The organism is uncultured Devosia sp. (genome assembly GCF_913055165.1).
In the GTDB taxonomy this organism is placed as follows: Bacteria; Pseudomonadota; Alphaproteobacteria; order Rhizobiales; family Devosiaceae; genus Devosia.
Map to the genome: position 1 here is coordinate 1 of NZ_CAJXJS010000050.1, position 26360 is coordinate 26360.

Annotated in this window: 28 protein-coding genes and 1 pseudogene; 19 read left to right on the forward strand and 10 right to left on the reverse strand. The window is 62.8% G+C overall.

Annotation, left to right across the window (positions count from 1 at the left end; translation table 11 throughout):
* The 11 genes from QZ564_RS14545 to QZ564_RS14595 all read left to right on the forward strand — a co-directional run.
* Positions 1–273: ABC transporter permease subunit (locus tag QZ564_RS14545; RefSeq protein ID WP_297111400.1), on the forward strand; the 273-nt coding region annotated here is incomplete at its 5' end.
* A gap of 11 nt (positions 274–284) precedes the next feature.
* Positions 285–1295 carry an ABC transporter ATP-binding protein gene (locus tag QZ564_RS14550; protein ID WP_297111403.1) on the forward strand — a complete coding sequence of 337 codons (1011 nt, stop codon included), beginning with the start codon at positions 285–287 and terminating at the stop codon, positions 1293–1295.
* 5 nt (positions 1296–1300) lie between these two features.
* Entirely contained in the window at positions 1301–2776 is a 1476-nt protein-coding gene (locus QZ564_RS14555; RefSeq protein ID WP_297111406.1) for a mannitol dehydrogenase family protein, read from the forward strand.
* A gap of 122 nt (positions 2777–2898) precedes the next feature.
* On the forward strand, positions 2899–4485 hold the full coding sequence (locus QZ564_RS14560) for an FGGY-family carbohydrate kinase (RefSeq protein WP_297111409.1): 1587 nt from the start codon (positions 2899–2901) through the stop codon (positions 4483–4485).
* Between the two features lie 84 nt (positions 4486–4569).
* Positions 4570–7917, forward strand: a complete 3348-nt coding sequence (locus QZ564_RS14565) for a transglutaminase family protein (RefSeq protein WP_297111412.1) — start codon at positions 4570–4572, stop codon at positions 7915–7917.
* 3 nt (positions 7918–7920) lie between these two features.
* On the forward strand, positions 7921–10332 hold the full coding sequence (locus QZ564_RS14570; RefSeq protein ID WP_297111415.1) for a circularly permuted type 2 ATP-grasp protein: 2412 nt from the start codon (positions 7921–7923) through the stop codon (positions 10330–10332).
* A gap of 13 nt (positions 10333–10345) precedes the next feature.
* Complete coding sequence (locus QZ564_RS14575; protein WP_297111418.1) at positions 10346–11224, forward strand: transglutaminase family protein; 879 nt, start codon at positions 10346–10348, stop codon at positions 11222–11224.
* A gap of 98 nt (positions 11225–11322) precedes the next feature.
* Positions 11323–11490, forward strand: a complete 168-nt coding sequence (locus QZ564_RS14580; RefSeq protein WP_297111422.1) for a hypothetical protein — start codon at positions 11323–11325, stop codon at positions 11488–11490.
* A 46-nt stretch (positions 11491–11536) separates the two neighbouring features.
* Entirely contained in the window at positions 11537–11689 is a 153-nt protein-coding gene (locus tag QZ564_RS14585; protein ID WP_297111425.1) for a DUF3309 family protein, read from the forward strand.
* A gap of 212 nt (positions 11690–11901) precedes the next feature.
* The gene (locus QZ564_RS14590) at positions 11902–12270 is read left to right on the forward strand and encodes a DNA gyrase subunit B (protein ID WP_297111428.1); all 369 of its coding nucleotides are present in this window, start codon (positions 11902–11904) and stop codon (positions 12268–12270) included.
* A 2-nt stretch (positions 12271–12272) separates the two neighbouring features.
* On the forward strand, positions 12273–12704 hold the full coding sequence (locus QZ564_RS14595; RefSeq protein ID WP_297111432.1) for a hypothetical protein: 432 nt from the start codon (positions 12273–12275) through the stop codon (positions 12702–12704).
* On the opposite strand, the gene QZ564_RS14600 is transcribed toward QZ564_RS14595, so the two are convergent.
* The 3 genes from QZ564_RS14600 to QZ564_RS14610 all read right to left on the reverse strand — a co-directional run bounded on the left by QZ564_RS14600 (position 12705) and on the right by QZ564_RS14610 (position 15886).
* A complete protein-coding gene (locus QZ564_RS14600) occupies positions 12705–13634 on the reverse strand; it encodes a diacylglycerol kinase family protein (RefSeq protein ID WP_297111436.1) in 930 nt (309 codons plus the stop codon).
* The gene (locus tag QZ564_RS14605; protein ID WP_297111439.1) at positions 13631–15055 is read right to left on the reverse strand and encodes a CHASE3 domain-containing protein; all 1425 of its coding nucleotides are present in this window, start codon (positions 15053–15055) and stop codon (positions 13631–13633) included. Before QZ564_RS14605 ends, QZ564_RS14600 begins: the two co-directional genes overlap by 4 nt.
* 78 nt (positions 15056–15133) lie before the next feature.
* On the reverse strand, positions 15134–15886 hold the full coding sequence (locus QZ564_RS14610) for a Crp/Fnr family transcriptional regulator (RefSeq protein ID WP_297111442.1): 753 nt from the start codon (positions 15884–15886) through the stop codon (positions 15134–15136).
* A 133-nt stretch (positions 15887–16019) separates the two neighbouring features.
* On the opposite strand from QZ564_RS14610, the gene QZ564_RS14615 reads away from it, so the two are divergent.
* The gene (locus tag QZ564_RS14615) at positions 16020–16388 is read left to right on the forward strand and encodes a response regulator (protein ID WP_297111445.1); all 369 of its coding nucleotides are present in this window, start codon (positions 16020–16022) and stop codon (positions 16386–16388) included.
* On the opposite strand, the gene QZ564_RS14620 is transcribed toward QZ564_RS14615, so the two are convergent.
* Entirely contained in the window at positions 16376–16930 is a 555-nt protein-coding gene (locus QZ564_RS14620) for an RNA polymerase sigma factor (protein ID WP_297111448.1), read from the reverse strand. The two genes, QZ564_RS14615 and QZ564_RS14620, sit on opposite strands and share 13 nt — an antisense overlap.
* Before the next feature lie 4 nt (positions 16931–16934).
* On the reverse strand, positions 16935–17117 hold the full coding sequence (locus QZ564_RS14625; RefSeq protein ID WP_297111484.1) for a NepR family anti-sigma factor: 183 nt from the start codon (positions 17115–17117) through the stop codon (positions 16935–16937).
* Positions 17118–17315: 198 nt separating this feature from the next.
* On the opposite strand from QZ564_RS14625, the gene QZ564_RS14630 reads away from it, so the two are divergent.
* Together QZ564_RS14630 and QZ564_RS14635 are read left to right on the forward strand one after the other, a co-directional pair.
* Positions 17316–18110, forward strand: coding sequence for a response regulator (locus QZ564_RS14630; RefSeq protein ID WP_297111451.1), 795 nt, complete (start codon positions 17316–17318; stop codon positions 18108–18110).
* Between the two features lie 115 nt (positions 18111–18225).
* Positions 18226–18393, forward strand: coding sequence for a DUF1328 domain-containing protein (locus QZ564_RS14635; RefSeq protein WP_297111454.1), 168 nt, complete (start codon positions 18226–18228; stop codon positions 18391–18393).
* 46 nt (positions 18394–18439) lie between these two features.
* Here the strand turns inward: QZ564_RS14635 and QZ564_RS14640 are convergent, their stop codons facing one another.
* The gene (locus QZ564_RS14640) at positions 18440–19231 is read right to left on the reverse strand and encodes a YdcF family protein (protein ID WP_297111457.1); all 792 of its coding nucleotides are present in this window, start codon (positions 19229–19231) and stop codon (positions 18440–18442) included.
* Positions 19232–19384: 153 nt separating this feature from the next.
* Between QZ564_RS14640 and QZ564_RS14645 the strand changes: the two genes are divergently transcribed.
* The 5 genes from QZ564_RS14645 to QZ564_RS14665 all read left to right on the forward strand — a co-directional run bounded on the left by QZ564_RS14645 (position 19385) and on the right by QZ564_RS14665 (position 23753).
* Complete coding sequence (locus tag QZ564_RS14645; protein ID WP_297111460.1) at positions 19385–20182, forward strand: amino acid ABC transporter ATP-binding protein; 798 nt, start codon at positions 19385–19387, stop codon at positions 20180–20182.
* 64 nt (positions 20183–20246) lie between these two features.
* Positions 20247–20999 (forward strand): transporter substrate-binding domain-containing protein, encoded by a 753-nt coding sequence (locus QZ564_RS14650; RefSeq protein WP_297111462.1) that lies wholly within the window; start codon positions 20247–20249, stop codon positions 20997–20999.
* Between the two features lie 63 nt (positions 21000–21062).
* Entirely contained in the window at positions 21063–21875 is an 813-nt protein-coding gene (locus QZ564_RS14655) for an ABC transporter permease subunit (RefSeq protein ID WP_297111466.1), read from the forward strand.
* The gene (locus tag QZ564_RS14660; RefSeq protein WP_297111469.1) at positions 21875–22609 is read left to right on the forward strand and encodes an ABC transporter permease subunit; all 735 of its coding nucleotides are present in this window, start codon (positions 21875–21877) and stop codon (positions 22607–22609) included. The genes QZ564_RS14655 and QZ564_RS14660 overlap by 1 nt, the downstream gene beginning before the upstream one ends.
* A 4-nt stretch (positions 22610–22613) precedes the next feature.
* Positions 22614–23753, forward strand: coding sequence for a M14 family metallopeptidase (locus QZ564_RS14665; RefSeq protein ID WP_297111472.1), 1140 nt, complete (start codon positions 22614–22616; stop codon positions 23751–23753).
* A gap of 6 nt (positions 23754–23759) precedes the next feature.
* Here the strand turns inward: QZ564_RS14665 and uxuA are convergent, their stop codons facing one another.
* The 4 genes and pseudogenes from uxuA to QZ564_RS19215 all read right to left on the reverse strand — a co-directional run.
* Positions 23760–24980, reverse strand: coding sequence for a mannonate dehydratase (gene uxuA / locus QZ564_RS14670; protein ID WP_297111476.1), 1221 nt, complete (start codon positions 24978–24980; stop codon positions 23760–23762).
* A gap of 59 nt (positions 24981–25039) precedes the next feature.
* The gene (locus QZ564_RS14675; protein WP_297111478.1) at positions 25040–25387 is read right to left on the reverse strand and encodes a DUF4326 domain-containing protein; all 348 of its coding nucleotides are present in this window, start codon (positions 25385–25387) and stop codon (positions 25040–25042) included.
* On the reverse strand, positions 25384–26001 hold the full coding sequence (locus QZ564_RS14680) for a trimeric intracellular cation channel family protein (RefSeq protein ID WP_297111481.1): 618 nt from the start codon (positions 25999–26001) through the stop codon (positions 25384–25386). Before QZ564_RS14680 ends, QZ564_RS14675 begins: the two co-directional genes overlap by 4 nt.
* 257 nt (positions 26002–26258) lie before the next feature.
* Positions 26259–26330 (reverse strand): annotated as a pseudogene (locus tag QZ564_RS19215) (hypothetical protein); the annotation flags it as partial.
* Between the last annotated feature and the right edge of the window lie 30 nt (positions 26331–26360).

Genomic DNA, 26360 nt, shown 5'->3' on the forward strand with positions numbered 1-26360 from the left:
CATGTGCTCGTGCCCATGGCCATCCCCGGCATCGCCTCGACTTTGCTGCTCAATGTGATCCTGGCCTGGAACGAAGCCTTCTGGACCATCACGCTGACTTCGGGCCGCGCCGGCACGCTCACCGCCTTCATCTCATCCTTCTCATCGCCGCAGGGCCTGTTCCTGGCCAAGCTCTCGGCCGCGTCCCTGCTGGCGATCGCTCCCATCCTGCTGCTGGGCTGGTTCAGCCAGAAACAACTCGTCCGTGGCCTCACCTTCGGCGCCGTCAAATAAGGACTAAAATCATGGGCTCGATTACCCTCGAACACGTCAACAAGTCCTTCGGCGAAGTCCAGGTCATCCCGGACATCTCCCTCGACATCAAGGACGGCGAGTTCGTCGTCTTTGTCGGCCCCTCGGGCTGCGGCAAGTCCACCCTGTTGCGGCTGATCGCGGGGCTTGAGGACACCACCGGCGGCAAGATCCGTCTGGACGGGGAGGACGTCACCGCCGCCCCGCCGGCCCGACGGGGGCTGGCCATGGTGTTCCAGTCCTACGCGCTCTATCCGCATATGAGCGTGCGCGACAATATCGCCTTCCCATTGAAGATGGCCAAGACACCGCAGAATATTATCGACCAGAAGGTGGAGTATGCGGCGCGTACGCTGAACCTCGGTTCCTATCTCGACCGCCGGCCGCGGGCGCTCTCGGGCGGCCAGCGCCAGCGCGTTGCGATTGGCCGCGCAATTGTGCGCGAACCCAAGGCGTTCCTGTTCGACGAGCCGCTGTCCAATCTCGATGCGGCATTGCGCGTCAATATGCGGCTCGAAATCACCGAGCTGCATCAGCAATTGAAGACCACCATGATCTATGTGACCCACGACCAGGTGGAAGCCATGACCATGGCCGACCGCATCGTGGTGCTCAACGCCGGCAATGTGGAGCAGTTCGGCTCCCCGCTAGAGCTCTACAAGCGCCCGGCCAACCGCTTCGTGGCCGGCTTTATAGGTTCGCCCAAGATGAATTTCGTCGATGGCCCCGAGGCTGAAAAGCACAAGGCCCACTCCATCGGCGTGCGGCCGGAGCATTTCACCCTATCGACCACGGCCGGCGCCGGCCAATGGGCAGGCACAGTCACCGTTGCCGAACAGCTGGGCTCGGACACATTCCTCCATGTCGAAGTCGATGGCCTGGGACTTATGACCGTGCGCACCGATGGCGAGCAGACCTTCAGACATGGCGACAAGGTGTGGCTGACGCCAGACCCGAACCGCATCTACAAATTCGACGCGGCGGGCAAGGCGCTTCAGGGCTGACCGTCATGACCACCAAACTCTCCCTCGCCACGCTGCCCGCACTGACCGGCGTCGCCACGCCAAAATACCGCCGTGCCGACCTGACAGCCGGCATCGTGCATTTCGGTGTCGGCAATTTTCATCGCGCTCATCAGGCCGTCTATCTCGACGCGCTGTTCAATCTGGGCGAGGGTCATGACTGGGCACTGGTGGGTGCAGGCGTTCGCGCGGCCGACGAGGCCATGCGGCTAAAGCTGATGGGGAAGGACTGGCTGACCACGGTCGTCGAACAGGAAGCCGACACCGCCGCGGCCCATGTCACCGGCGCCATGATCGACTATCTGCCACCCGGCGACAGCGCGGCCGTCATCGCCAGGCTGGCCGATCCCGCCATCCGCATCGTCTCGCTGACCATTACCGAGGGCGGCTACTATATCGACCCGGCGAGCCAGAAGTTCGACCCGACCCACCCCGATATTGCCTATGACGCGGCCCATTTCGAGGCGCCAAAAACCGCGTTCGGATTGATTCTGGCCGGTCTCGTCAAACGCCGTGATGCCGGTATTGCCCCCTTCACGGTGATGAGCTGCGATAATATTCCGGGCAATGGACATGTCACCGAAAACGCCGTTGCAGGTCTTGCTGCCCTTATCGACCCGGCACTGGCCGAGTGGGTGAAGTCCGCGGTGGCCTTCCCCAATGGCATGGTCGACCGCATCACCCCCGCCACCTCGGATCGCGAGAAAAGACTGCTCGCCGAGCAGTTTGGGATCGACGATGCGTGGCCGGTGTTCTGCGAAAGCTTCAAGCAATGGGTGCTGGAAGACAATTTCCCCGCCGGGCGCCCGGCGCTGGAAAGGGTCGGCGTGCAATTCGTGCCCGACGTGGCGCCCTATGAGAACATGAAGATCCGCATCCTCAATGGTGGACACGCCACCATCGCCTATCCAGCGGGCCTGCTGGACATTCACTTCGTGCACGAGGCCATGGAGCATCCCCTCGTTTCAGCTTTCCTCAGGAAAGTCGAGACCGAGGAGATCATCCCGGTCGTGCCGGCTGTTCCCGACACCGATCTCAACGACTACTTCGCCCTCTGCGAGAGGCGCTTTGCCAATCCCAAGATTGGCGACACAGTCCGGCGCCTTGCTCTCGACGGCTCCAACCGCCAGCCCAAATTCATCATCCCGACGGCGCTGGATCGCATCCGAGATGGCCAATCCGTGACCGGCCTCGCCCTGGTTTCAGCCCTCTGGTGCCGCTACTGCCATGGCACGACCGAGAGCGGCGCAGTGATCGAGGCCAACGACCCCAATTGGGAGCGCCTCACCATCCAGGCCCACAAGGCCAAGGACAACCCAAAGGCATGGCTCGAAATGGCCGACATCTATGGCGACCTGGCCAAGGCGCCGGACTTCATCGACGCCTTTACCAAGGCGCTCCATTTCCTGTGGACGCAGGGCACCACCCGAACGCTGGAAGCTTATCTGGCTGGCCAGCTCTGAAGTGGGCATGGGCCGGGTTTCCTGGGCAACACCCCCATGAGGTCCAGTTCACAATTCAACGCCCCTAGCCCACTTCCGAACCATCCGCTAAGGTCCGCCCGGACCGAAAAAGAGAGGGCGGCGTGTCGCAAAACCTCCTGGTGGGAGTGGATGTCGGGACCGGCAGCGCCCGGGCCGGCGTGTTCACGCGCCAAGGCGAATTTCTCGGTCGCGGCGAGCATCCTATCCTGATGCGACGCACCGACGCCAACTTCGCCGAGCACGACAGCGAGGATATCTGGCAAGCGGTCTGCACCTCTGTCCGCGACGCCCTGAGAACAGCAGGCGTGGCGCCCCACGACGTGGTCGGCATCAGTTTTGACGCGACATGCTCTCTGGTAGTCCGCGACGCCCAAGGCAAACAGGTCACGGTCTCCAGTGACGGCCAGGATCGCTGGGATACAATTGTCTGGCTCGACCACCGCGCCCTCGAAGAAGCTGACGAATGCACGCGCACTGGCCACGAGGTCCTGCACTATGCGGGCGGCGTCATGTCGCCGGAAATGGAAGTGCCCAAGCTGATGTGGCTCAAGCGCCACCTGCCGCAGAGCTGGTCACGCGCCGGCCAGATGTTCGATCTGGCAGACTTCCTCTCCTGGAAAGCTACCGGCTCGCTCGCCCGCTCGCAATCGACCCTTACCTGCAAATGGACCTATCTTGGTCATTCCGAACAGAAATGGCGGCAGGACTTCCTAGCCCAGGTCGGTCTCGGTGACCTGCTCGAAAAGGCGGCCCTGCCGCAGACGGCGAGCCAGGTCGGCGCCGATCTCGGACATCTGACCGCCTCGGCCGCTGAGGATCTCGGCCTCACCACCGCCTGCCATGTCGGCGCCGGTCTCATCGATGCGCATGCCGGCGCCCTGGGAGTCCTGGGCGCCTTCACCGCTGAGGTGGAGACCATCGACCGGCACCTTGCCTTGATAGCCGGAACGTCCAGTTGCGTCATGGCCCTGTCGGCCGAGGATCGACCGACTTCCGGCGTCTGGGGACCGTATTACGGCGCCGTCCTGCCCGGCGTCTGGCTCAACGAGGGCGGGCAGTCGGCCACCGGTGCCCTGCTCGATCACATCATCCGCTGGCACGGGGCCGGCGGAGAACCGACCCGTGAGAAGCATATCGCCATCTGCGAACGGGTCATGGAACTGCGCCAGAGCGAAGGGCTGGCCCTGGCAGACCGCCTGCATGTCCTGCCGGACTTTCACGGCAATCGCTCGCCGCTTGGAGACCCCTTTGCACGCGGTGTCATTTCGGGCCTCACGCTGGACAGCGATTTCGACTCCCTCTGCCGCCTCTACTGGCGCACCTGCGTCTCCATCGCCCTGGGTGTCCGGCACATTCTCGACACGCTCAACACCCGCGGCTATTCCATCGATACCCTGCACATCACCGGCGGCCACACGCGCAACCCATTGCTGATGGAGCTTTATGCCGACGCCACCTTCTGCACCGTCGTCGAGCCCTCCACCCCGGATGCTACCCTGCTGGGCATGGCCATGGTTGCTGCCAACGCCGCCGGGCTCTATCCGACTCTCGACCAGGCCTGCATAGCCATGCAGCAGGGCGGTACCTCGCGGGCACCCGATCCGGCGGCTCGCCCCCAGTTCGACCGGGATTACCGCATCTTCCTCGAGATGATCCGCCAACGTCAGGTCCTGGACGGGCTCGAGTAGCCACCTATCCAAGCCCTCCGATCCCCGCTAAGCTCTTTGCCGGGAAGCCTTATTCTGTGGCCTTAGAGCGAGCGACAAAGCTGCATGTCGATCAAAGCCGCCATCTATCACCTGACCCATTACAAATATGACCGGCCTGTCGTCCTGCAGCCGCAGATCATCCGCTTGCAGCCCGCGCCCCACTCGCGCACCAAGGTGCTGAGCCATTCTCTGCGCGTGACCCCAGACCTGCACTTCGTCAATATCCAGCAGGACCCCTACGGCAATTTCCTGACCCGCTTTGTTTTTCCCGAGCCGGTGACCGAGCTGAAGATCGAGGTCGATCTCATTGCCGATATGACAGTCTACAATCCCTTCGACTTCTTTGTCGAAGAGAGCGCCGAAACCTGGCCCTTCGACTATCCCGAAGAGTTGCGCACCGACCTTTCCATCTATCGCCAGCCCGAGCCAGCTGACCCGCTGCTGCAACAGTTTCTCGACGGAATCGACAAGAGCCCCAAGAACACTGTCACCTTCGTCACCGAGTTGAACACAAGGTTACAGCAGACCATCAACTACATTGTCCGCATGGAGCCCGGTGTCTGGACGCCCGAAGAAACTCTGGGCAATGGCAAGGGCTCGTGCCGGGATTCGAGCTGGCTGCTGGTCAACGTGCTGCGCCATCTGGGCTTTGCCGCGCGGTTTGTCTCCGGCTATCTGATCCAGCTCAAACCCGACCTCGTTTCGCTCGACGGACCGGCCGGGACTGACCATGATTTCACCGATCTGCATGCCTGGTGCGAGGTCTATTTGCCCGGCGCGGGCTGGATCGGGCTCGATCCCACTTCGGGCCTTCTCACCGGCGAAAGCCATGTGCCCCTCGCCGCCACCCCGCATTATCGCAATGCCGCGCCGATTTCCGGCTTCGCCTCCTATGCCGAAGTCGATTTCGCCTTCGACATGAAAGTGATGCGCGTTGCCGAGCATCCGCGCATCACCAAGCCGTTCTCGGACGAGAGCTGGGAGCGCCTCAATGCGCTGGGCAGGGCGGTCGATACGCGGCTCAACCAGCAGGACGTCCGTCTCACCATGGGCGGCGAGCCCACCTTCGTCTCCATCGACGACTTCGAGTCCGACGAATGGAACGCCGGCGCGGTGGGCCCCACCAAGCGCAAACTGGCCGATACCCTCATCCGTCGCCTGCGCAATCGCTTCGCGCCCAATGGCCTGCTGCATCACGGCCAGGGCAAATGGTATCCGGGGGAAAGCCTGCCCCGCTGGACCTTCTCGCTCTACTGGCGGCTCGACGGCAAGCCCGTCTGGCAGGACGAAAATCTCATTGCCCAGGAAGGCGTCAGCTATGACGTCACTTCCGCCGATGCCGAGGCGTTAAACCTGGCTATTGCCCGCAATCTGGGCCTGGGTGGCGAGACGGTGCTTCCCGCCTATGAAGACCCGGCCGAATGGATTTTGAAGGAAGCCAAGCTTCCGGATAATGTGGACCCTGCCAATTCCAAGCTAGCGGACCCAGAGGAACGGGCCCGTATTGCCAGCGTTTTCAGCCGCGGCCTGACCAATCCGACAGGCTTTGTGCTGCCCATCCAGCGCTGGAACGCGGCGGCGACCGGCCGCCGGTGGATCACCGAGCAGTGGAAGACGCGGCGCGGCAAGCTCTACCTCGCTCCGGGCGACAGTGCCGCGGGCTATCGCCTCCCCCTCTCCAGCCTGCGTTACCTGACAGCGACCAGCTACCCCCATATCGTGCCCATGGACCCGGGCGTTGAGCGTCCGCCGCTGCCCGAGCCCGGCACGATCCTGGCCGCGGCCACTGCCGCACCGGCCGATATTCGCCAGCAGACCGCCGCCAGTTTTACCGCTGCGACCGAGACGCAGAACCGCAACGAGCAAGTCCTCGACGAAATCGACTCCAATGTCCGCACGGCGTTGACCGTGGAAGTGCGCGAGGGTCGCCTCTGCGTATTCCTGCCGCCGGTCTCGGCGCTGGAGGATTATCTCGAATTGATCGAGGCGACCGAAGCCGCCGCGCGCCAGATCGGCAAGCCGGTGCATGTCGAAGGCTATGCCCCGCCGCATGATCCACGCCTCAATGTCATTCGCGTTGCACCCGATCCCGGCGTCATAGAGGTCAACATCCATCCCAGTGCCACTTGGGACGAGTGCGTGGCGACCACTGAGGCCGTTTATGAAGAGGCGCGGCTGTGCCGCCTCGGCGCCGACAAGTTCATGATCGACGGCAAGCATGTCGGCACAGGTGGCGGCAATCATGTCGTTGTCGGCGGCGCCACGCCCAATGACAGCCCTTTCCTGCGGCGCCCCGACCTCCTCAAATCGCTGGTCCTCCACTGGCAGCGCCATCCCTCGATGAGCTACCTGTTTTCAGGCCTCTTCATCGGACCGACCAGCCAGGCGCCGCGCATCGATGAAGCGCGCCACGACAGCCTCTATGAACTCGAGATTGCCCTGGCCCAGGTGCCGGCCCCAGGCGAAGGTACTCCACCCCTGCCCTGGCTCACCGACCGGCTGTTCCGCAACCTCCTCGTCGACGTCACCGGCAATACCCACCGCGCCGAAATCTGCATCGACAAGCTCTATTCCCCCGACGGCCCGACCGGGCGCCTGGGTCTGGTCGAGTTTCGCGGCTTCGAAATGCCGCCCAATGCGCGCATGAGCCTGGCCCAGCAATTGCTGATCCGGGCCCTCATCGCCCGCTATTGGGAACATCCGCTGCAGGGTGACTTCACCCGTTGGGGCACAAGCCTGCACGACCGCTTCATGCTCTCCAGCTTTGTCTGGCAGGACTTCCTTGGCGTGCTGAAAGACCTGCAGGAGCATGGCTTCGATTTCGAGCCCGAATGGTTCGCCGCCCAGCTCGAATTCCGCTTCCCCTTCTGCGGTGAAGTCACCGTGGAGGGCGCCAAGCTCGAATTGCACCAGGCGCTCGAACCCTGGCATGTGATGGGCGAAGAGGGCGCTATTGGTGGCACGGTGCGTTATGTCGACAGCTCCGTCGAACGGCTCGAAGTGCGCCTCGAAACCGCAGATCCCGGCCGCTACACCGTGACCTGCAATCAGCGCCCTGTGCCAATGCGGTCCTCCGGAACCAATGGCAGGCATGTCGGCGGCGTGCGCTTCAAGGCCTGGCAACCCGCTTCGGGCATGCATCCGGTGATGCCGGTGCACGCGCCCCTGGTGTTCGACATCTACGACAACTGGACCGGACGGGCCATTGGCGGTTGCACTTACCACGTCGCCCATCCCGGCGGCCGCAACTATGAGACCTTCCCCGTCAATGGCAACGAGGCCGAGGCCCGGCGCCTCGCCCGCTTCGTTCCGCACAACTACACGCCCGGCTCCTATCCCCTGCGCCCGGAAAAGCCTGCGGACGAATTTCCGCTAACGCTTGACCTCAGGCGTCCGCCGCGGTTCTGGTAATCCATGAGTTCGCGGAATCAGCAGACCCGCGGCAAGCCCCCGGCCGGCCCCAGCATCATTGCTGATTACCGCCTGCTGCCCGGCGTGCCGGACGAGATGATCGACCCGTCCGGCACCATCAGGCCGGGCTGGGACAGGCTCATGTCTGCTTTCGACGCCCTGGGCCCGACTGAATTGGCCGCCCGTTTCGAGCGCGCCGACCAGTATCTGCGCGATGCAGGGGTCTTCTACCGCAAATATGACGGGGCCGAAGGCAAGGAACGCGCCTGGCCGCTGGCCCATATTCCCCTGCTGATCGATGAGGCCGACTGGGTGCAGATCTCCAGCGGCCTGATACAGCGCGCGGAACTGCTTGAACGCATCGTGGCCGACATCTACGGCAGCAATACCCTGGTGCAGGAAGGGCTACTGCCGCCCGAACTGATTGCCCAGAATGGCGAGTTCCTGCGACCCATGGTGGGTGTGCAGCCGGTCAGCGGACACTATCTGCACTTCTGCGCTTTTGAATTGGGACGCGGCCCGGACGGCGCCTGGTGGGTGCTGGGCGATCGGACACAAGCCCCCTCGGGCGCCGGATTTGCGCTGGAAAACCGCGTCGCCACCACGCGCGCCCTGTCCGAAATCTATGCCGGTCTCAACATCAACCGCCTGGCCGGTTTCTTCCGCGGCTTCCGTGACACGCTCTTTGCGCAGGCCCGACGCGATGGCGGCCGGGTCGGCATATTGACGCCCGGCCAGCTCAACGAGACCTATTTCGAACATGCCTATATCGCCCGCTATCTGGGCCTGATGCTGCTCGAAGGCGAAGATCTGGTCGTGGAGGACGGCCAGGTCATGGTGCGCACGGTGGCGGGCCTCAAGCCGGTCAGCGTGCTCTGGCGCCGCCTCGACGCCAGCTTCGCCGACCCTCTGGAGCTGCGCTATGACAGCCATATCGGCACGCCCGGCATGGTCGAGGCGCTGCGGTCCGGCTCCATCTCCATGATCAATGCGCTGGGCACCGGCATAATGGAGACCCGGGCCCTCGCCGCCTTCATGCCGCGCCTCTGCAAGCATCTGCTGGGGACGGGACTTGAGCTGCCGGAAATCGCCACCTGGTGGTGCGGCCAGGGTGCGGAGCGCGAATTCGTGCTCGACAATTTCGACAGTCTGATGATCGGCCCCGCCTTCTCGACGCAGCTGCCGTTTGACGACCTGCGCGGTACCGCGCTGGGATCGAGCATGACTGCCGCGCAGAAGGCTGAACTCAAGGACCGCATTGCTGCCCAAGGCGGCGCCTATGTCGGCCAGGAGCCGGTTCGCCTGTCCACCGCCCCGGTCTATGTCGAGGGCAAGCTGGAGCCACGGCCGATCACCCTGCGTGTCTATGCCGCCCGCACCGATCAGGGGTGGACGATCATGCCAGGCGGTTTCGCGCGCGTCGGTTCCACCACCGACACCACGGCCCTGGCCATGCAGCGCGGCGGCCAGGCGGCCGACGTCTGGGTGCTGTCCAACCAGCCGGTTGAACAGGTCTCGCTCCTCCCGCGCGAGGGCGAGAAACTGGTCCGGAATTCGCCGGGCAGCCTGCCCAGCCGCGCAGCCGACAATCTGATCTGGCTCGGCCGCTATGCCGAGCGCTGCGAGGCCACGGTGCGGATTTTGCGCGCCTATAATGCCCGCCTGGCCGAGCTGTCCAAGCCCGATCTCCCGATCCTCACCCATTGCGCCGCCTTCCTCGAAACCATTGATGTCGATGCCACCGAGGCCATGCCGCAAGGTCTGTTGGCGTCCATCGACAGTGCCGTGCATAGCGCCGGTCAAATCCGTGACCGGTTCTCGCCCGATGGCTGGCTGGCGCTTAACGACCTGCAGAAGACCGCACAACGCTTCGCCCGCCGCGTCGAAACCGGCGATGACGCGACCCGCGCCATGACAGTACTGCTGCGCAAACTCGCAGGGTTTTCGGGCCTGGTGCATGAAAACATGTATCGCTTTGCCGGCTGGCGCTTCCTGGAACTGGGCCGGCGCCTGGAACGTGCCATCCAGATCGCCCGGGTCACCGCCTGGCTGACCCTGCCGGAGGCTCCAGACGGCTCGGTGGAGATGCTGCTGGAAATCGGCGACAGCGTGATGTCGCATCGCCGCCGTTATTCAGTCACGGCTGGGGCCCAGAGTGCAGTCGACCTGTTGGTTCTCGACCCGCTCAACCCGCGCTCGGTGCTGTTCCAGCTGTCCGATCTGCGGGAGCAGATCGAAGCCCTGCCCGGCGGCATCGATGATGCGCAGCTCTCACCGGCCGCCAAGCTCGCCCTGCAACTGCATACCGACCTGATGATCGCCGAAGCCAGCGATATGACGCCCGAACGGCTTGAACGACTGGCCGGAGATATCGGCATGCTGTCCGGCCTCATCGCCGCAGCCTATTTCACCTGAACCGGGACAGGATATGCTCTACGACATCCGCCTGACCCTGGAATATGACTACGACGCGCCCGTCCATGGCGGGCGCCACCACATCCGCGTGACGCCCGCCAATGTGCCGGGCCTGCAGCGCGTCATTGCTGCCTCGCTCGCTGTCGACCCAGCACCAGCGCGCCAGAATGGCTTCTTGGACTTTTTCGGCAATTCGGTGACGGCCATCACCATGACCGAACCGCACGAAAAGCTGGTGATCCGGCTGGCGGCGCGCGTTCAGGTCGAGGACCTGACCCCGCCGGCAGACCTCTCCCCACCGCTTGAGCAACTGGCGCGGGAAGTTGGTCAGTACTGGTCCGTGGCTCCGACCAGCCCGCAGCACTTCCTTGCTGCTTCGTCTCGCGTGCAGATTGTCCCGGCAATCACCGAATATGTGCGTACCGTTACGGCAGACGAACAAACAACACTCGGCGTAGCCACCGCACTGTGCATGGCCATCCACAAGGATTTTGAATACGACCCCAAGGCAACTGACGTGGAAACGCGTCCCGCCGAGGCATTCAGCCTGCGCAAAGGCGTGTGCCAGGACTTCGCCCATGTCATGATTGCCGGGCTGCGCGGCGTGGGCATTCCGGCAGGCTATGTCTCGGGCTTCCTGCGCACCAATCCGCCACCGGGCAAGCCGCGCCTGGAAGGCGCCGACGCCATGCATGCCTGGGTGCGGGCCTGGTGCGGTCAGCATGTGGGCTGGATCGAATTCGATCCCACCAATGCCATGATCGCTGGACCTGACCATATTTCGATCGGCCATGGCCGGGACTATTCCGACATCTCTCCGATCGTCGGCGTCTTGCGCACCCACGGCTCGCACGAAACCAAGCAGTCGGTGGACGTGCTGCGCCTCGAATAGGCGCGCGGAACCAATTTCGTCTCCCCTTCGTTCTTTTGGCACGCGGGACAAATGCCCGCCGCATCAGGTCCGGCCAGCCGGGTCGCAGGAGATCGAAGATGAGTCAGTCCCACTATTCCACCCATGGCAACAGCCGCCGGGCCAGAGCCGCCGTCTGGAGTGATGAGTACCACCATCCGCAACGCTTCGCCGAAGTGGCAATGGCGCTTCTCCCCGCCTCCCTGATCCTGGCCACGGCCACCGCCCTATTGGTTGCCTTGCTCTAGGGTCGAGACAGGCAATCCGGACAACAAAGGATTTCAGGAGGGTTCCATGGGTACGATTCTTATCATCATCCTTATTCTGCTTCTTATCGGCGCGCTGCCCACCTGGGGCTATTCGCGCGGCTTTGGCTACTTCCCGTCCGGCATCCTCGGCGTCGTGCTTGTGGTCGTGCTGATCCTGGTACTGATGGGCCGCATCTAGTTTCACCCCATACCGAAACGGGCACACCAGGTCCCTCTGGTTCCTTTCAAAAAGGAGAGTGCCCATTGCGAGCCGATGGACGCCCCCCTTTCGGTTCGCGCCCTTTGTCCCGACAGGCTTAGCCTTGTCGGGGCGATTTTTTGCTCCTCTTCCACTCGGAACCGGAGCTGATCCCACAGCGTTAAACCGGCAATCCACATGAGGAGCGTCAAATGGCTACCACTTCCGATATGGCCCCATCTCGCAGCAAGTCGGGCGCCAGCCGCGCTGCCAATGCGGCAAAGGCAGAAGCGCGTGAGCAGGAGCTCGAAGCGCAGGTCGCCCAATTGCAGGCCGACCTCAAGGCCATTTCCGAAACCCTGGCGAAGCTGACCAATGACAAGGTCGGGGAAGCTCGCTCCCTGGCGACCACCGAGGTGAAGCACCTGCAGGCCAAAGGACAGCAGATGCTGGAGGAGGCTCAGGACCAGGTGGGGGAGGCCGAAAAGCAGCTCAAGGATACCATCCGCGAAAAGCCGCTGACCGCCGTCGCCGCGGCCGCCGGGATCGGCTTCATCTTCGCGCTGCTCACCCGGCACTGAACATGGGCTTTCTGGCGCCGCTCGCCTCCCTGCTGGGCCTTGAGATGGATAATCTCTCCGCCCGGGTCAAATCGGCCGTCGTCGTTGCCGGCCTGATAGGCCTCTTCGGCCTGTTGGCGCTCGGCTTCCTGCTGGCGGCGGGCTATATGGCGCTGGCTGAAATGATCGGCCCGCTTTATGCGGCACTGGCCTTTGCCGGCGGATTCCTGGTGCTGGCCCTCGGTGTCTATCTTGGGGCAGAGATTGCGCGTCGGCGCCGCGAGCGCAAACTGGCCCAGCGCCGTCGCGCCAGCGAGACTGGCGCCTTGTTGACCACGGCTGCCGCGACGGCCCTCCCCATTATCGCTCGGTCACCCGGAATATTACGCTTCGGCCTGCCCGCCGTGATCGTCGCCGCCTTCCTGCTGCTGCGCGACGACAGGACGCAAGACTGACTAGGCGGCGTCGCGTCCCCGGGCTCGCATCTCCGCGACCGGCCGGATCACCGGCAAGGCCGCTGCGTGGATTTCAAGGGTTACGCTTGGCTCCAGGTCGATCAGCTCCCCATCCACCACCGCATGCGTGCCGCGCTTGCGCTTGGGAAAATGCAGGATCAGGTCCTTGACCTCGGTCTCGCTGACCGCGGGATTGCCCCGCCAGCGCCCAGTCATCACATCGAGCACCAGGCTGAGCAATTCCTGCGTCGAGACGCTTTGCGCCACATACACTCCGAGCCGGCCAGACGTCAGCGTTTCGGCAATGGGTACGGGGCTTTCATCCAGGGGATTGTTGGACACGGCGACACCCGAGGCGGTCAGCGTCCGGTCACCCCTGTCGGCATGCAGCTCCACCTCGAAGCGGGGCGGATTGACGGCAGATGCAAAGATAGCCCGCAGGCTGGCCAGCATTTTGCCCAGCCGGCTGCGATACACCATGCCATTGCGGATGCGCACCAGCCGGGCATGAATGCCGACACCGAACTGGTGCACAAAGGGACGGCCATTGGCCGTGGCGATATCCACATTCACCACTTGCCCGGTGGCGATGGCCTGCAATGCCCGCTCCAGCTCAAGCGGCATGCCCAACGCCCGGGCAAACAGGTTCATTGTACCGGCAGGCAGCACGCCCAGCGGCTTGCTACTGCGAAAGGCAATTGCCGCCGCGGTCGAAATGGTGCCATCGCCACCACCGGCTATGATCGCTTCGACCTCGGCATCGTCCGCCGCGGCCTGGATGGCACCTTCGACATCGGCGCCAGCGACGATGCGGCAATCCAATGTGTGACCTTGATTGGCAAAAAGCGTGTTGGCGCGGTCGCAGAGAGCGTCAAGATCCAGGGTCCTGAGGGTCCCGCCATCACGATTGAGAATGGCCCGAAACTTCAAAGCTGGCCATCCTCTGCTGAATGGGTGCCACTGCCGAGCTGCGTCAGCCGGATCGTCACTTCAAGCCCGCCTCCCGACGCATTTTCATATTCCGGAATGCCACCGAACTGACCGGACAACTGCTTGACGATCACCGACCCCAGGCCAGACTCGTGTTCCTTGGCCTCTACCGGCAGACCGACGCCATTATCCCGTACGCTCAGCACCGGCACGCCAGCGTCGTCGCGGACCAGTCCCACTGTGATCGTCCCCTCCCGATCTCCGGGGAAGGCATATTTGAGGGCGTTGGTCACGAGTTCTCCCACCAATATCCCGAGCGTCGTTGCGTCCCGGGCGCCGACTTCGATGGGCGCAAGCTCGCCGATCACCTCGATGCGCCCGCTATCGGCCTGTGTCTCGGCGAGATCCTCCAGCACCGCAGCAAGAAACTCATTCGCCCGGGCTGATTCCAGATCATCACCCAGCCGCAGCCGGCGATGTGCAGACGCCACCGCATGAACCCGCAGCCGCGCCGCTTCCAGCGCCTGCCGCACGTCGTCCGACTGCGTCCGCATAACCTGCAATGCGAGGAGGGACGAAACAGTTGCCAGAGAATTGCCGATCCGGTGATTTGTGTCCTGCAAAAGGGCTTCCACCCTCTGCCGTTCACGCTCGGCATGCGCCCGGGCCTCCTGGATGTCGCGGGTCCTTTCGGCCACTTGCGCCTCCAGTGCCTCGTTCTGACTGAGCAAGCCGCGATGCCGTTGCGCCAATGCGCTCACCTGCTTCTGGGTCCGCATCAGCAGCGCATAGGCCAGGATCGCCGCTGCAGCCAGCGCCGCAATGAGTGCGACCACCAAGCCGGTGCGGGTCTGGTCGATCGCCTGGTTGCGGCTGGCGAGCTTGTCATCCTCCTCGGCAATGAAGGCCTCCAATGTGGCGCTGACCTCGGCCATCAGCCGCGCACCCATGCCGGTTTCCGTCAGGGTCTGGGCCTCGTCGCTGCGTTGGGTAGTCACCAGTTCGACGGTCCGGTTCATCTCCGCCATCTTGCTGGTGATGTCGCCGGTAATGCTGGCGACGCGCGCGCTTTGCCCGGGATCCCCCTCGGTCATTTCCATCAGGGCCGCGACGCGCCGATCGAGGCTCGACACAGCCTCCCGGTAGGGTGCCAGAAATTGTGGATCGGCGGTCAGCAGATAGCCGCGCTGGCTGGCCTCGGCCTGGCTGAGCGCGTGGGTCAGTTCGCGCGCGGCGATGCGCACCGCATAGGTCTTGTTGATGTCACTCAGTTGCCGGTCAATGCCCTGCATCAGCATCAAGGCCGCCATTGCCGCCAGGCAGACCAGTCCTAATGACACCCACACGGCGAGCCGCCTTGTGCCCCACGACGCCGGCCCCGACTCGTTCGCAGCGGTAGTCCCGTCAACCAGATCGCTCATCCCCGCCCCCACAACTGGCACCCTCGGACGCGACTCAAGACATGCGGGGCAGCAATGGCAGCAATGAGGCCAGCATCGTCAGATCAGCGGCCGTACGCGTTCGCCAAGCCCTTCCCACCCGGCAATACGGGCCAGCTCAGCAGCGTCAAGCACCTCGCAACTTCGCCCCAGCCAGCGGATGAGACCCCGATTGGTCAATTTGCGCAATGTCTTGTTGGTATGGACGATGGAAAGACCCAGCGTATCGGCCACATGTTGCTGCGTGAGGGGTATGGACACCGCGCCATTGCCGAGGCCAACCGAAACGGCGCGCTCGTGCAGAAAGGCCAGGAGATAGGCCGCGCGCTCCAGGGCCGTGCGCCGTCCCAGGCTCAGCAGATGGTCGTCCAGCATGCGTTCCTCACGCGAAGCAAGCCAGGTGACATCAAAGCCAAGGCCAGGATGATTGCGGAACAATTCGTCGAGCCGGTCGCGCTGGAAGACGCAAAGCACCAGGGGAGACAGGGCCTCGACCGAATGCTCCATTTCGCCGATGACCGAACCCTGGAGACCCACAAGGTCGCCGGGCAGCAGATAGTTGAGAATTTGCCGGCGCCCGTCATCGAGCATCTTGAAGCGGAATGCCCAGCCCGACAGCAATGTAAAAAGATGGGCGCTATGTGCGCCCTCCGACAGGATGACGGCGCCGGATTCGGCGGTCATCTCACCTGTCTTGAAGCTCGAAACGAACTTCAACTCGCTGGGCGTGAAGTCGCGAAAGACCGGCAAAGCGCGCAACGGACACTGCTCGCATGGCACACGTCGCCCCGAAGATGGGAGAACCAGACTCAAGGAAATATCCTGACGCTTTTGAGTTGGTGAGCCAAACGCATGAACGACGCGCCCCGTTCCAGACATGTCAAAGTTAAATGACAGCGCGTCCTCAAGGGACCATCACTGACGTTTGCCAGCAGAAAGCGCGAATGTGCGAAACGACCTGACGGTGCTCGTCATCGAGACCGAATTCATCATTGCGCTGGGCCTGCAGAGTGCCCTGCAGGCAATGGGCCTGTCGCGGGTCATCGTCGCGGCGAACCCCGCCGACGCCCAATCCCGACTTGAGGAATGGTCCGCAGCTGCGCTTGCCATTGTCGAACTCGAAGCGGACAAGCCCGAACACCTGGAGTTTGCCCGCCAGCTTTCGCAAAGCGGGGTTGCGGTGATCGGGCTCAGTGTCAACAGCATGCTGACGGACGGGGTGCCGGAACTTCCCGGCACACCCATCCTGATCAAGCCTGTGCCCGACGCCGACCTGGCGGAAGCCGTCCGGCGCCGGCTCGATCAATATCCGTGATTACCGGATGTGACCTGCGCGGACACCGCGTCGGGGCCGTAATCGGACTCCCCGCTGACCTTGAGCAGTTCGGTCAGGCGCGTCCGCGCCCGGCTGACCCGGCTCTTCATGGTGCCAACGGCGCACTCACAGATGGCGGCCGCTTCCTCATATGAGAACCCGGACGCGCCGATCAGGATGATCGCTTCACGCTGGTCATCAGGCAGCTTGGACAAAGCGGTCTTGAAATCTTCCAGATCCATCGACCCATATTGCGATGGATGAACTGAAAGGCGTTCGGTAAAAGCGCCATCCGTATCCTGGACCTCGCGCCCCCGCTTGCGCATCTGGCTATAGAATTCGTTGCGCAGGATGGTGAAGAGCCAGGCCTTGATATTGGTGCCCATTTCGAAGCTGGACTGCTTGGCCCAGGCCTTCATCACTGTGTCCTGAACCAGGTCGTCGGCCTTGTCGTGCTTGCCAGTCAGGGAGACGGCAAAGGCGCGCAGGCTGGGAAGAGTCGCGAGCATTTCGCGCTTGAAGGACGTTCCTTCCGCACTCATGCCATCACTCCCCACCGCGATTGGACGACTTGTCGCTTTGGGCTTTTTCCGCGCTATCGAGCTTTTCGAGCAGATCGAGAAGCTGGTCAGGCACACCTTCGTCCTGAACGGCCCCATAAAGGGCACGCAGACGCGACCCGATATCCGAGGTCGGACCGAGCCCATCATCCGCCCGCCCCGCCTGCATGCGCACACGTTGCTGCGTCACCAGATTATCCTTCTTCATTCCCAAATCGACCGTTCAGTCCTGCTTATGAGCGCTGTACGGTGCCTCAAATGCGTGAACACATGGAAAAGTTCCCGCCGCTGGAACTTTTCTTGGCATCGTACGTTTTGGGCCTTCGTGAGGTTCAAAACAACCAGCGTCACCCGGGAGTTCTCGTCTATGTCATTGTCCACGCGGATCGCACCGCATCTGCCCTACCTGCGGCGTTTTTCTCGCGCCGTCACCGGTTCGCAAACCTCAGGCGATGCTTATGTCGCCGCCACTCTTGAAGCCCTGATTGCCGATATCTCCCTGTTCCCAGAAGCGAGCAACGATCGCATTGCGCTCTACAAGCTGTTCTCAGCGCTATTCTCTTCCTCGGCCGTGACCGTGCCTGAGCCCTCCTCCAGCTTTGCCTGGGAACAAAGGGCTGCAGCTAATCTGGCAAATCTGGCACCGCTGCCCCGCCAAGCCTTCCTGCTCGTCGCTGTCGAAGGCTTCAGCCACGCCCAGGCGGCCGAAATCCTTTCCATTGATGAAGAAGAGTTCGCCAAGCTGCTCGACCAGGCCTCGACCGACATTTCCCGCCAGGTGGCCACCGAGATCATGATCATCGAGGATGAGCCACTGATCGCTATGGATATCGAGCAGATGGTGCAGAGCCTCGGTCATAAGGTGGTCAGTATCGCCCGCACCCACAAGGAAGCGGTCAACCTGTTCAATCAGACTCAGCCGCGCATGATCCTTGCCGATATCCAGCTGGCTGATGGCAGCTCGGGCATTGATGCGGTCAACGACATTCTCAACACCCATTCGGTGCCGGTGATCTTCATCACCGCTTTCCCCGAACGTTTGCTGACCGGTGAGCGTCCCGAGCCGACCTTCCTAGTCACCAAGCCGTTCAATCCCGATATGGTCAAGGCGTTGATCAGCCAGGCCCTGTTCTTTGACGAAGGCTCACGCGCCGCAGCCTAAGGCGATCAAACATAGAGACATAAAGGCCGGTGAAAGCTGGCCTTTTTTGTTTTGCTCCGGAACTTGCCCGAGCAGGTAGCGTTTAGCTCACAAGTTCAAAATCATGGAGTTAGCCATGCTGTACTATGCTCTCGTCTTTCTTGTGATCGCGCTGATCGCTGGTGTCCTTGGATTCGGCGGCATTGCCGGCGCCTCCGCAGGCATCGCGCAGATCCTGTTCTTCCTGTTCCTGGCTTTCCTGGTGATCTCGCTGGTTATCGGCTTCTTCCGCAGGGGAACCTAAAATAGGCCTACGCTTGATAGAGAACGGCGCCATCGGCGCCGTTTTTTTATGGAGCGGGGAACAGCTCATCAATCTGCCCCGTCAGGCGATAGGCAAGAAGACCTGTCCATTCCCGCATGGCAGTAGAGGCCGTCAGCAGATTTTCCATTGGGTCGGCGAGGCTGAGACCAAAACCCTGATTGCCAAGGCTGCGGAAATCGGTCGGCCAGGCAAGGACCTCAACGCCTTCGTGCCTGAATAGCCCAACCGAGCGCGGCATGTGGAAAGCCGATGTGACCAGCACGACAGGTTCGGCCCCCGCCCCCACCAACTCGCGCGTATATGCGGCGTTCTCAATCGTATTTCGCGACTGCCCTTCCAGGATCAGCCTATCCTCGGCAATGCCGTGCTCCGCCAGGAAGCGCTTGGCCGTTTCCGCCTCGCTTTCCCCCTCGATACTCAATGCTCCCCCGCCGCCGGAGAGGACGATCCGGGCATCGGGGTATCGACGCGCCAGCCATAGCGTGGTGGTGAGACGCTCGCCGGCATTGTTTAGCGCCACCGTCTGGCGCACCGCGCTGACATGGGAATCGGTCGCCCCACCGAGCATGACAATCGTCTCCACCGCCTCCGGCGGAGGGGCAGGCACGGAGAACCGGTTCTCCAGCGGCTGGATCAGCAAATAGCCAAGGCTCGTATAGGACAGCAGGCTGCCGATGCTCAGCGCCACCGCCAGCACCACCAGCGCCGTGCGGCGCCGGTGGATCAGGATCAATATCAGCGCCACAAGAGTCAGTAGCAAAATGATGCTGATTGGCTGCACCACCAGCCAGAACACTTTCGAAACAATGAAGAACATTCGGCCATCAACCTCCAGCCTATGCGGGCAGAACCTGCTTTTTCGCTTGCTATCTCACGGGCTTCTGGTTTTCTACCAGACGGTCAAGATTGCCAGCACGATAATAAGGCAGTCGCCAGTCAGGAAGGCGCCCCACGCGGGCCAATGGTGAGCATGAAGCAGGCAGCGCCCGCCAAAGCGGAGCCAGCGCCGGTCGTCGAACTGCGCGAACTTCACAAATCCTTTGGAGCCCTCGAAGTGCTCAAGGGTATCTCCTTCACCGCCCGTGAAGGCCAGGTTGTTTCCCTCATCGGCTCCTCCGGCTCAGGCAAGTCCACCCTGTTGCGCTGCATCAACATGCTGGAGATCCCCGACAGTGGCGATGTGCTGATAGATGGGGAAGCCATTGCCCTCAAAGGCACCGGCCACGGCCGTGCCATTGCCGACGAGCACCAGATCCGCCGCATCCGCTCAGAGCTGGGCATGGTCTTCCAGTCCTTCAACCTGTGGGCGCACATGACCATCCTCGAAAACGTCATGGAAGCGCCGCTGATCGTCCAGAAGCGGGATCGGGCGGAAGTGGAGGCAGAGGCACGCGCCATGCTCGACAAGGTCGGCATCGGCGCCAAGGCTGACGCCTATCCCGCCCAATTATCCGGCGGCCAGCAGCAGCGTGCCGCGATTGCCCGCGCCCTGTGCATCAATCCGCGCGTCATGCTCTTCGACGAACCCACCTCGGCGCTGGACCCCGAACTCGAAGTAGAGGTGCTGCGGGTCATCAAGCTGCTCGCCGATGAAGGCCGCACCATGGTCCTGGTCACCCATGACATGGACTTTGCCCGCTCCGTATCGGATCGCGTCATCTTCCTGCATCAAGGGCTGATCGAGGAGGAAGGCTCGCCCGACGAGGTCTTCGGCGCCACCAAGTCGACACGTCTCAAACAGTTTCTCAATGCCGCCAGCCATGACTGACGCGCATGGAAAATGACCCGGAACACCGGGCGCAAATGTAAACGAACAACCACGGAGAACCACCATGAAGAAGCTTATGCTGGCCGCCGCAACCGTTCTGGCACTGGGCACCCCTGCCCTTGCGCAGGACACGGTGCGCATTGCCACCGAGGGCGCCTATGCCCCCTGGAACTTCCTCAATGATGCCGGCGAACCTGCCGGCTTCGAAATCGACCTGGGCAATGCCATCTGCGAAAAGGCAGAGCTGAGCTGTGAGTGGATCATCAATGACTGGGATTCCATCATCCCGAACCTGCTGGCCGGCAACTACGACCTGATCATGGCCGGCATGTCGATCACCGACGAGCGCCTCGAAACCATCGACTTCTCGGACAACTACTTCCCGCCCGATCCGTCCAAGTTCGTCGCCGCTGCCGGCGCTGGTCTGGACTTCTCCAACCTCTCGGGCGCCCGCGTAGGCGTACAGGGCGGCACCATCCAGGCCGGCTATGCCGAAGAAAACCTGGGCGGCGCCAACACCATCGTCACCTTCTCCACGGCCGATCAGGCCATGGCCGACCTGGCCGCAGGCAATCTCGACACCATCCTGGCCGACGGAGCCTATCTCGAGCCCGTCGTGGCTGCCTCGAACGGCGCCATCGAATTCGTCGGCGAGGACGTGATGATCGGTGGCGGCGTAGGTGCTGGTATCCGCAAGGAAGATGCCGACCTCAAGGCCACCGTCAATGAGGCCCTGGCCGCGCTCAAGGCAGACGGCACGGTCGATGCCCTGATCGCCCAGTGGTTCGACGGCAAGGGCCCCTACTTCGCCGAATAAGCCATTCGCTTCCTGCCTCTCCCGGACATCTCCGGGGGAGGCACCCAACCGCGAAAGAGCGGCATGTTTGAAGACCTCGCCTTCTGGCTCGGCTACATCACCAATGGCAAGCACCTGACCTGGTACGCCAGTTTCCAGTTCACGGTCTATGCCGCCCTGCTTGGCGGAGCCCTGGCAGTCGTCTTCGGCCTCACCGGCGCGACGCTGAAGAACTCACGTTTCTTCATCCTCCGCCTGGTCGGCTCTACCTATTCGTCCATCGTCCGCGGCGTACCCGACGTTCTGTTCTTTCTGTTTTTCCCGCTGGCCTTCGAGCAGGGCATGGAGTGGCTGATATCCACCCAGGTCTGCTCGCCCGAGGCCATTGCCGCCCAGACCGCTCCCTGGCCGCCCTGCCGCGAGGCCAACTGGTTCCTGGGCACCACCGAATACCTCTTGCTCGCCAGCGTCTCGCTGGGGCTGGTCTATGGCGCCTTTGCCACCAATGTCATTCACGGCGCCATGCGGGCCGTGCCGCCAGGCCAGCTCGAAGCGGCGCGCGCCTATGGCATGAGCGCCACCCAGGTGCTCTGGCGCGTCCATATCCGCCAGATGTGGGTCTATGCCCTTCCCGGTCTCTCCAATGTCTGGATGCTGATCGTCAAGGCGACCTCGCTGCTTTCGCTGCTGCAGATCGCCGATATCGTGCTTTGGGCGGACCGGCTCGGCGCACCCAATTTCCTGCCCGCCGTCGGGCTTGTGCATGACGACTGGCGCTGGCGCTATTACCTCGTGCTCTTCGTCTTCTATATCCTGGTCACCTGGCTCTCCGAGCGCGCCTTCGAGGCACTGATGCGCCGCACCGGTCGCGGCATCCTCTCCGAGGTTCCGGCCTGATGGACGCGTTCTTCAACGATCTGGCGATCATGGCCCCGGCGGTGGTGTTCAACATCTATTTCGCCATCGCCTCGATTCCGCTCGGCTTCGTCTTCGCCATCTTTTTGGCACTGGGCAAGGCCTCCTCAAACCCGCTGATCAACAGGCTGTCGCGCGGCTATATCTACGCCTTCCGGGGCTCGCCGCTCTTCATCCAGTTCTTCATGTTTTATTCGCTGGCGCTGTCGCTCAACCTGACGGTGTGGCGGCCGCTCGGCATATCCGGTTTCGTTCTGCACCCCCTCTTCATGGGGCCGCTGGTGCTGGTGCTCAATACCGCCGCCTACACCGCTGAGATCTTTTACGGTGCTCTGCGTGCCGTGCCGCGCGGCGCGGTGGAAGCCGCCAAGGCTTATGGCATGAGCCGGTCCCAGCAATTCCGACGCGTGGTCTGGCCCAATCTCATTCGCCTGGCCTGGCCCGCCTATACCAATGAGGTGGTGTTCCTGTTCCATGCCACGGCGATCGTCTACTTCGCCCTGCCGGTGGTTGGCGCGCAGGCCGACCTGATGACCACCGCCAAGACCCTGTTCGAACGCGACTTCAATGCGTTCCTGCATTTCTCGGTGGCGGCGCTCTATTTCCTCATGGTCTCGCTCGTGATCTTCTTCCTGTTCGGCCTGGTCTACCAGCGGCTGATGCGCCACCTTCCAGCCCAGCCCGGCCTGCGTTTTGCACCCAAATGGTTCCGCTAAGACAATGACTTTTCAGCAGCACTCGATTGTGCTGGCCGGCGATGCGCCCGGCCAGTCCACCACGCTCTATTGGTACGCCGCCGGCCCCGAGACCGCCGCGACCAAGGTGCATCTGCAGGCCGCGCTCCATGCCGATGAACAGCCCGGCACCATGGCGCTGCACCATCTGTTGCCCATGCTGCGCGACGCCGACGCGGCCGGCGCGCTCAAGGCGCGCCTCGTGGTCTTCCCCTCGGTCAATCCGCTGGGTCTGGCGACCCGCGTGCTGCGCCGCCATATCGGCCGCTACGATCTGGAAACCGGTGTCAATTTCAACCGCCGCTGGCCCGATCTCTATCCGCTGATCGCCGAGGCCGTAGCGGGCAAACTCGGTGATGATCCCAACGCAAACCTGCGGACGATCCGCCAGGCTGTGGGCGACTGGATCGACCGGCAGCAGCCAACCACTGCCGCGCAGCGCCTGCGCCTGCTGATCCTCAAATCAGCCCATGACGCCGATATCATGCTCGACCTGCATTGCGACGATGAGAGCCTGAAACACATCTTCACCTCGCCCGATTTGATGCCGGGACTGCAGGATTTGGCCGACCGCATGCAGGTGGCCGCCACGCTCACTGCCGAAGACAGTGGCGGTGGTTCCTTTGACGAGGTGCTGCCAAACCTCTATCGCAAGGCCCAGCGCGCCAATCCGGATGTGCCCATTCCCATGGGCGCCGAAACGGCGACGCTCGAATATCGCGGCCAGGCCGATACCCATGACGATATGGGGCGCGAAGACGCTCAAGGGTTGTTCGACTTCTTCGCAGGCCGCGGGTTGATCGACGTCTCACCGGCGCCATCCAGACCGGCTCCGGGCCCGACCCCGTTCGAGGCCACCGAGGTGCTGCGCGCCGACCGGCCGGGGCTCCTGGCCTATCGTGTTGGTTTGGGGGACCGGGTGAACAAGGGCGATGTCGTCGCCGATATCATCGCCATGGATGGCCCCGAAGCCTTCCTCGCCCGTACGCCACTACGGGCAGGCACGGACGGGTTCATCCTCTCGCGCGCCAGCGCCAAATTTGTCGTGGCCGGCTCTTCCGTCGCCAAGATCGTGGGCAGTGACATCCTGCCCACGCGCGCCGGCGGCTATCTGCTGGAGGACTGACGGGGCTCAACGCCCCGGCAACCCCCATTGCGCGTGCTCGAGCGCGGTCATCACGCCGCGCAGTTCGGCAAGGCCCTTCATGCGACCAATGGTCGGGTAGCCCGGCTGCGAGCGGCGGCCGAGATCATCCAGAATGTCCTGGCCGTGATCGGGGCGCATCGGGATTTCCCAATCCGCGCGGCCTTCAGCCTTGCGTCGCCGTTCTTCCTTGAGGATCGCGGCAATGAGCGCCACCATGTCGGTGTCACCACCCAGATGCTCGGCCTCGAAGAACGAACCGGCAATATCGTCGCTATCGCGCTTGACGTTACGCAGGTGCAGGAAATGCACCTTGGGACCGAACCGCTCCATCATGCCGGGCAGATCATTATCCGGGCGCGCGCCGAGCGAGCCGGAACACAGCGTCATCCCATTGGCGGGGCTATCGACGGCATCGAGGATGAACTTGTAGTCCTCCTCGGTCGACATGATGCGTGGCAGGCCCAACAGCGCAAATGGCGGATCGTCGGGGTGACAGCACAGCCTGAGGCCAAGATCTTCAGCGACCGGCACCACCTCTTCGAGGAAATTGACGAAATGCACCCGCAATTGTTCGCGGCTGATGGCGCCATATTCGTCCAGATGCGCCTGCACATCCTCGAGTGACATGGATTCGGTTGAACCCGGCAGCCCCATGGTGACATTGCGCCCCAGCTGCTTCTTGTCATCCTCGCTCATGGCTTCGAAGCGCCGCGCCGCCTCGTCAGCGATTGCATTGGTGAAGTCCGCCGCCGCGCCGGGACGCTTCAGGATATGGATATCGAAAGCGGCAAAATCATTGATATCGAAGCGCATGCACGAGCCGCCATTGGGCACCGTCCAGCGCAAATCGGTGCGGGTCCAGTCGAGCACCGGCATGAAATTGTAGCAGATGGTCTCGATACCGCTATCGGCCAAGTGCTTCATGGAGACCTTGTAGTTGGCAATGTGCTCGCGCCACTCACCCTTCTGCTTCTTGATGTCTTCGGTGACCGGCAGGCTTTCGACCACATCCCAGGTGAGACCGGAAGGTGAACCATCCTTGCGCGTGGCAATTTCCCGGTGCCGCTTGGCGATCTCCTCGGGCGTCCACACCACCCCATTCGGCACGTGATGCAGCGCACTCACCACGCCGGCAGCGCCAGCCTGGGTAATGTCGTCGATGCTGGTGAGGTCCTTGGGGCCAAACCACCGCCACGTCTGTCGCAAGTCAGAACTCCATTCTTGTATGGAAGTTCAATGCCATATTCGGCGCCCGTCCGGAAGCCTCAATTATTGGCCAGCGCCAACAGGGTATCCACATGACAGGGTGTGCCGGCCCGGCACCAGCAGGCCAGGTTCTTGCCGCCCAGTTCGCCGCGGATTTCCGCCTGCGAGGGACGCGGCCGCTCGGCCTCAATCTCGCCAGCCATCCAGCGTGCATGCCGGGCAACCGCCTCGGCCTGGGCCGCGTCCTTGGTGAGGCCGGTTTCGGCCATCACGGCATCGATGGTGAACGGGTTACCCCAGCGCCCCGGCCGCGCCACCGATTGGGCGGGCAACCCGTTGAGGGCCTGCGAGACGGCCTGGAGGTCAAACCCCGCCTTGCGGGACAACACGATCCGAGCGGGTGTCATTTGCGCATGTCCTGATCATAGACGAATTTGGGCATTTCCCAGCGTAGCACCAGCGCAAGCACGCGCAATGCAAAGCCGATGGCAATGGACACCAGCACCATCATGTCGAACGGCATGCCATTGGCGAGCCCAAGGAAATAAATGATCCCGGTGACCAGCGACACGGTGGCGTAGAGTTCGCCCCGAAAGATCAGGGGAATGTCATTGCACAGGACGTCGCGCAATACGCCGCCGGCGGTGCCCGTGACCATGCCGGCGACAATGACAATGATCGGGTGCACCCCGGACTCAATGCCGATATTGCAGCCGATCACCGTGAAGACCACGAGCCCCAGCGCGTCGAGCAGCAGAAATGGCCATTTGAGACGATCCACCAGCCGCGCCAGCGGAATGGTCAGCAGAGCCGCGCCGCACACCAATAGCAGCACATAGGGGTTCTCCACCCAGACCAGGGGATAGTGGTCGAGCAGGATGTCGCGCAGTGTGCCGCCACCAAGGGCGGTAACACAGGCAATCAGGCACACCCCGAACCAGTCCATGTTCCGCCGCCCGGCCGCGAGCGCTGCTGTCATCGCTTCGGCGGTGATGGCGATATAGAAGGCGATAAGCAGCATGGCTGGCTTCCTCTGCGTCGAAACCGGGTTGCATGGCGAACGTTGCGTCCACACCATCTGCCCCGTCAGCCCACGAGGATACAAGCCCCATGCGCCAGCCCCGCTCTGTTCGCGCCCTCGAGGATTTCGGCCGCGTGCGCCTCAGCGACAGCTTCTTCATGCGCGACTTCCTCTATTCCGAGATCGCCGCCATCAACGGCTTCCAGAACCTGCCGGATGATCCAGACCTCGCCATCGCCGCCGGCCAGCACGTCATCGCCGGCCAAACCGTTGACTGTGTCAGCCCCTGCGAGCGCATTGATGATGTCGTTGCCCGAGGTTCCGTTGATGGTTTCTGCCGATGCGGTCCCGTCGGTCTT

Excerpts from the sequence above, each read along its gene's own strand:
- QZ564_RS14550 (WP_297111403.1), top strand. The coding sequence starts at position 285 with ATGGGCTCGATTACCCTCGAACACGTCAACAAGTCCTTCGGCGAAGTC.
- QZ564_RS14555 (WP_297111406.1), top strand. The coding sequence starts at position 1,301 with ATGACCACCAAACTCTCCCTCGCCACGCTGCCCGCACTGACCGGCGTC.
- QZ564_RS14565 (WP_297111412.1), top strand. The coding sequence starts at position 4,570 with ATGTCGATCAAAGCCGCCATCTATCACCTGACCCATTACAAATATGAC.
- QZ564_RS14570 (WP_297111415.1), top strand. The coding sequence starts at position 7,921 with ATGAGTTCGCGGAATCAGCAGACCCGCGGCAAGCCCCCGGCCGGCCCC.
- QZ564_RS14575 (WP_297111418.1), top strand. The coding sequence starts at position 10,346 with ATGCTCTACGACATCCGCCTGACCCTGGAATATGACTACGACGCGCCC.
- QZ564_RS14580 (WP_297111422.1), top strand. The coding sequence starts at position 11,323 with ATGAGTCAGTCCCACTATTCCACCCATGGCAACAGCCGCCGGGCCAGA.
- QZ564_RS14585 (WP_297111425.1), top strand. The coding sequence starts at position 11,537 with ATGGGTACGATTCTTATCATCATCCTTATTCTGCTTCTTATCGGCGCG.
- QZ564_RS14590 (WP_297111428.1), top strand. The coding sequence starts at position 11,902 with ATGGCTACCACTTCCGATATGGCCCCATCTCGCAGCAAGTCGGGCGCC.
- QZ564_RS14595 (WP_297111432.1), top strand. The coding sequence starts at position 12,273 with ATGGGCTTTCTGGCGCCGCTCGCCTCCCTGCTGGGCCTTGAGATGGAT.
- QZ564_RS14605 (WP_297111439.1), bottom strand. The coding sequence starts at position 15,055 with ATGAGCGATCTGGTTGACGGGACTACCGCTGCGAACGAGTCGGGGCCG.
- QZ564_RS14620 (WP_297111448.1), bottom strand. The coding sequence starts at position 16,930 with ATGAGTGCGGAAGGAACGTCCTTCAAGCGCGAAATGCTCGCGACTCTT.
- QZ564_RS14625 (WP_297111484.1), bottom strand. The coding sequence starts at position 17,117 with ATGCAGGCGGGGCGGGCGGATGATGGGCTCGGTCCGACCTCGGATATC.
- QZ564_RS14630 (WP_297111451.1), top strand. The coding sequence starts at position 17,316 with ATGTCATTGTCCACGCGGATCGCACCGCATCTGCCCTACCTGCGGCGT.
- QZ564_RS14635 (WP_297111454.1), top strand. The coding sequence starts at position 18,226 with ATGCTGTACTATGCTCTCGTCTTTCTTGTGATCGCGCTGATCGCTGGT.
- QZ564_RS14640 (WP_297111457.1), bottom strand. The coding sequence starts at position 19,231 with ATGTTCTTCATTGTTTCGAAAGTGTTCTGGCTGGTGGTGCAGCCAATC.
- QZ564_RS14645 (WP_297111460.1), top strand. The coding sequence starts at position 19,385 with ATGAAGCAGGCAGCGCCCGCCAAAGCGGAGCCAGCGCCGGTCGTCGAA.
- QZ564_RS14650 (WP_297111462.1), top strand. The coding sequence starts at position 20,247 with ATGAAGAAGCTTATGCTGGCCGCCGCAACCGTTCTGGCACTGGGCACC.
- QZ564_RS14655 (WP_297111466.1), top strand. The coding sequence starts at position 21,063 with ATGTTTGAAGACCTCGCCTTCTGGCTCGGCTACATCACCAATGGCAAG.
- QZ564_RS14660 (WP_297111469.1), top strand. The coding sequence starts at position 21,875 with ATGGACGCGTTCTTCAACGATCTGGCGATCATGGCCCCGGCGGTGGTG.
- QZ564_RS14665 (WP_297111472.1), top strand. The coding sequence starts at position 22,614 with ATGACTTTTCAGCAGCACTCGATTGTGCTGGCCGGCGATGCGCCCGGC.
- QZ564_RS14675 (WP_297111478.1), bottom strand. The coding sequence starts at position 25,387 with ATGACACCCGCTCGGATCGTGTTGTCCCGCAAGGCGGGGTTTGACCTC.
- QZ564_RS14680 (WP_297111481.1), bottom strand. The coding sequence starts at position 26,001 with ATGCTGCTTATCGCCTTCTATATCGCCATCACCGCCGAAGCGATGACA.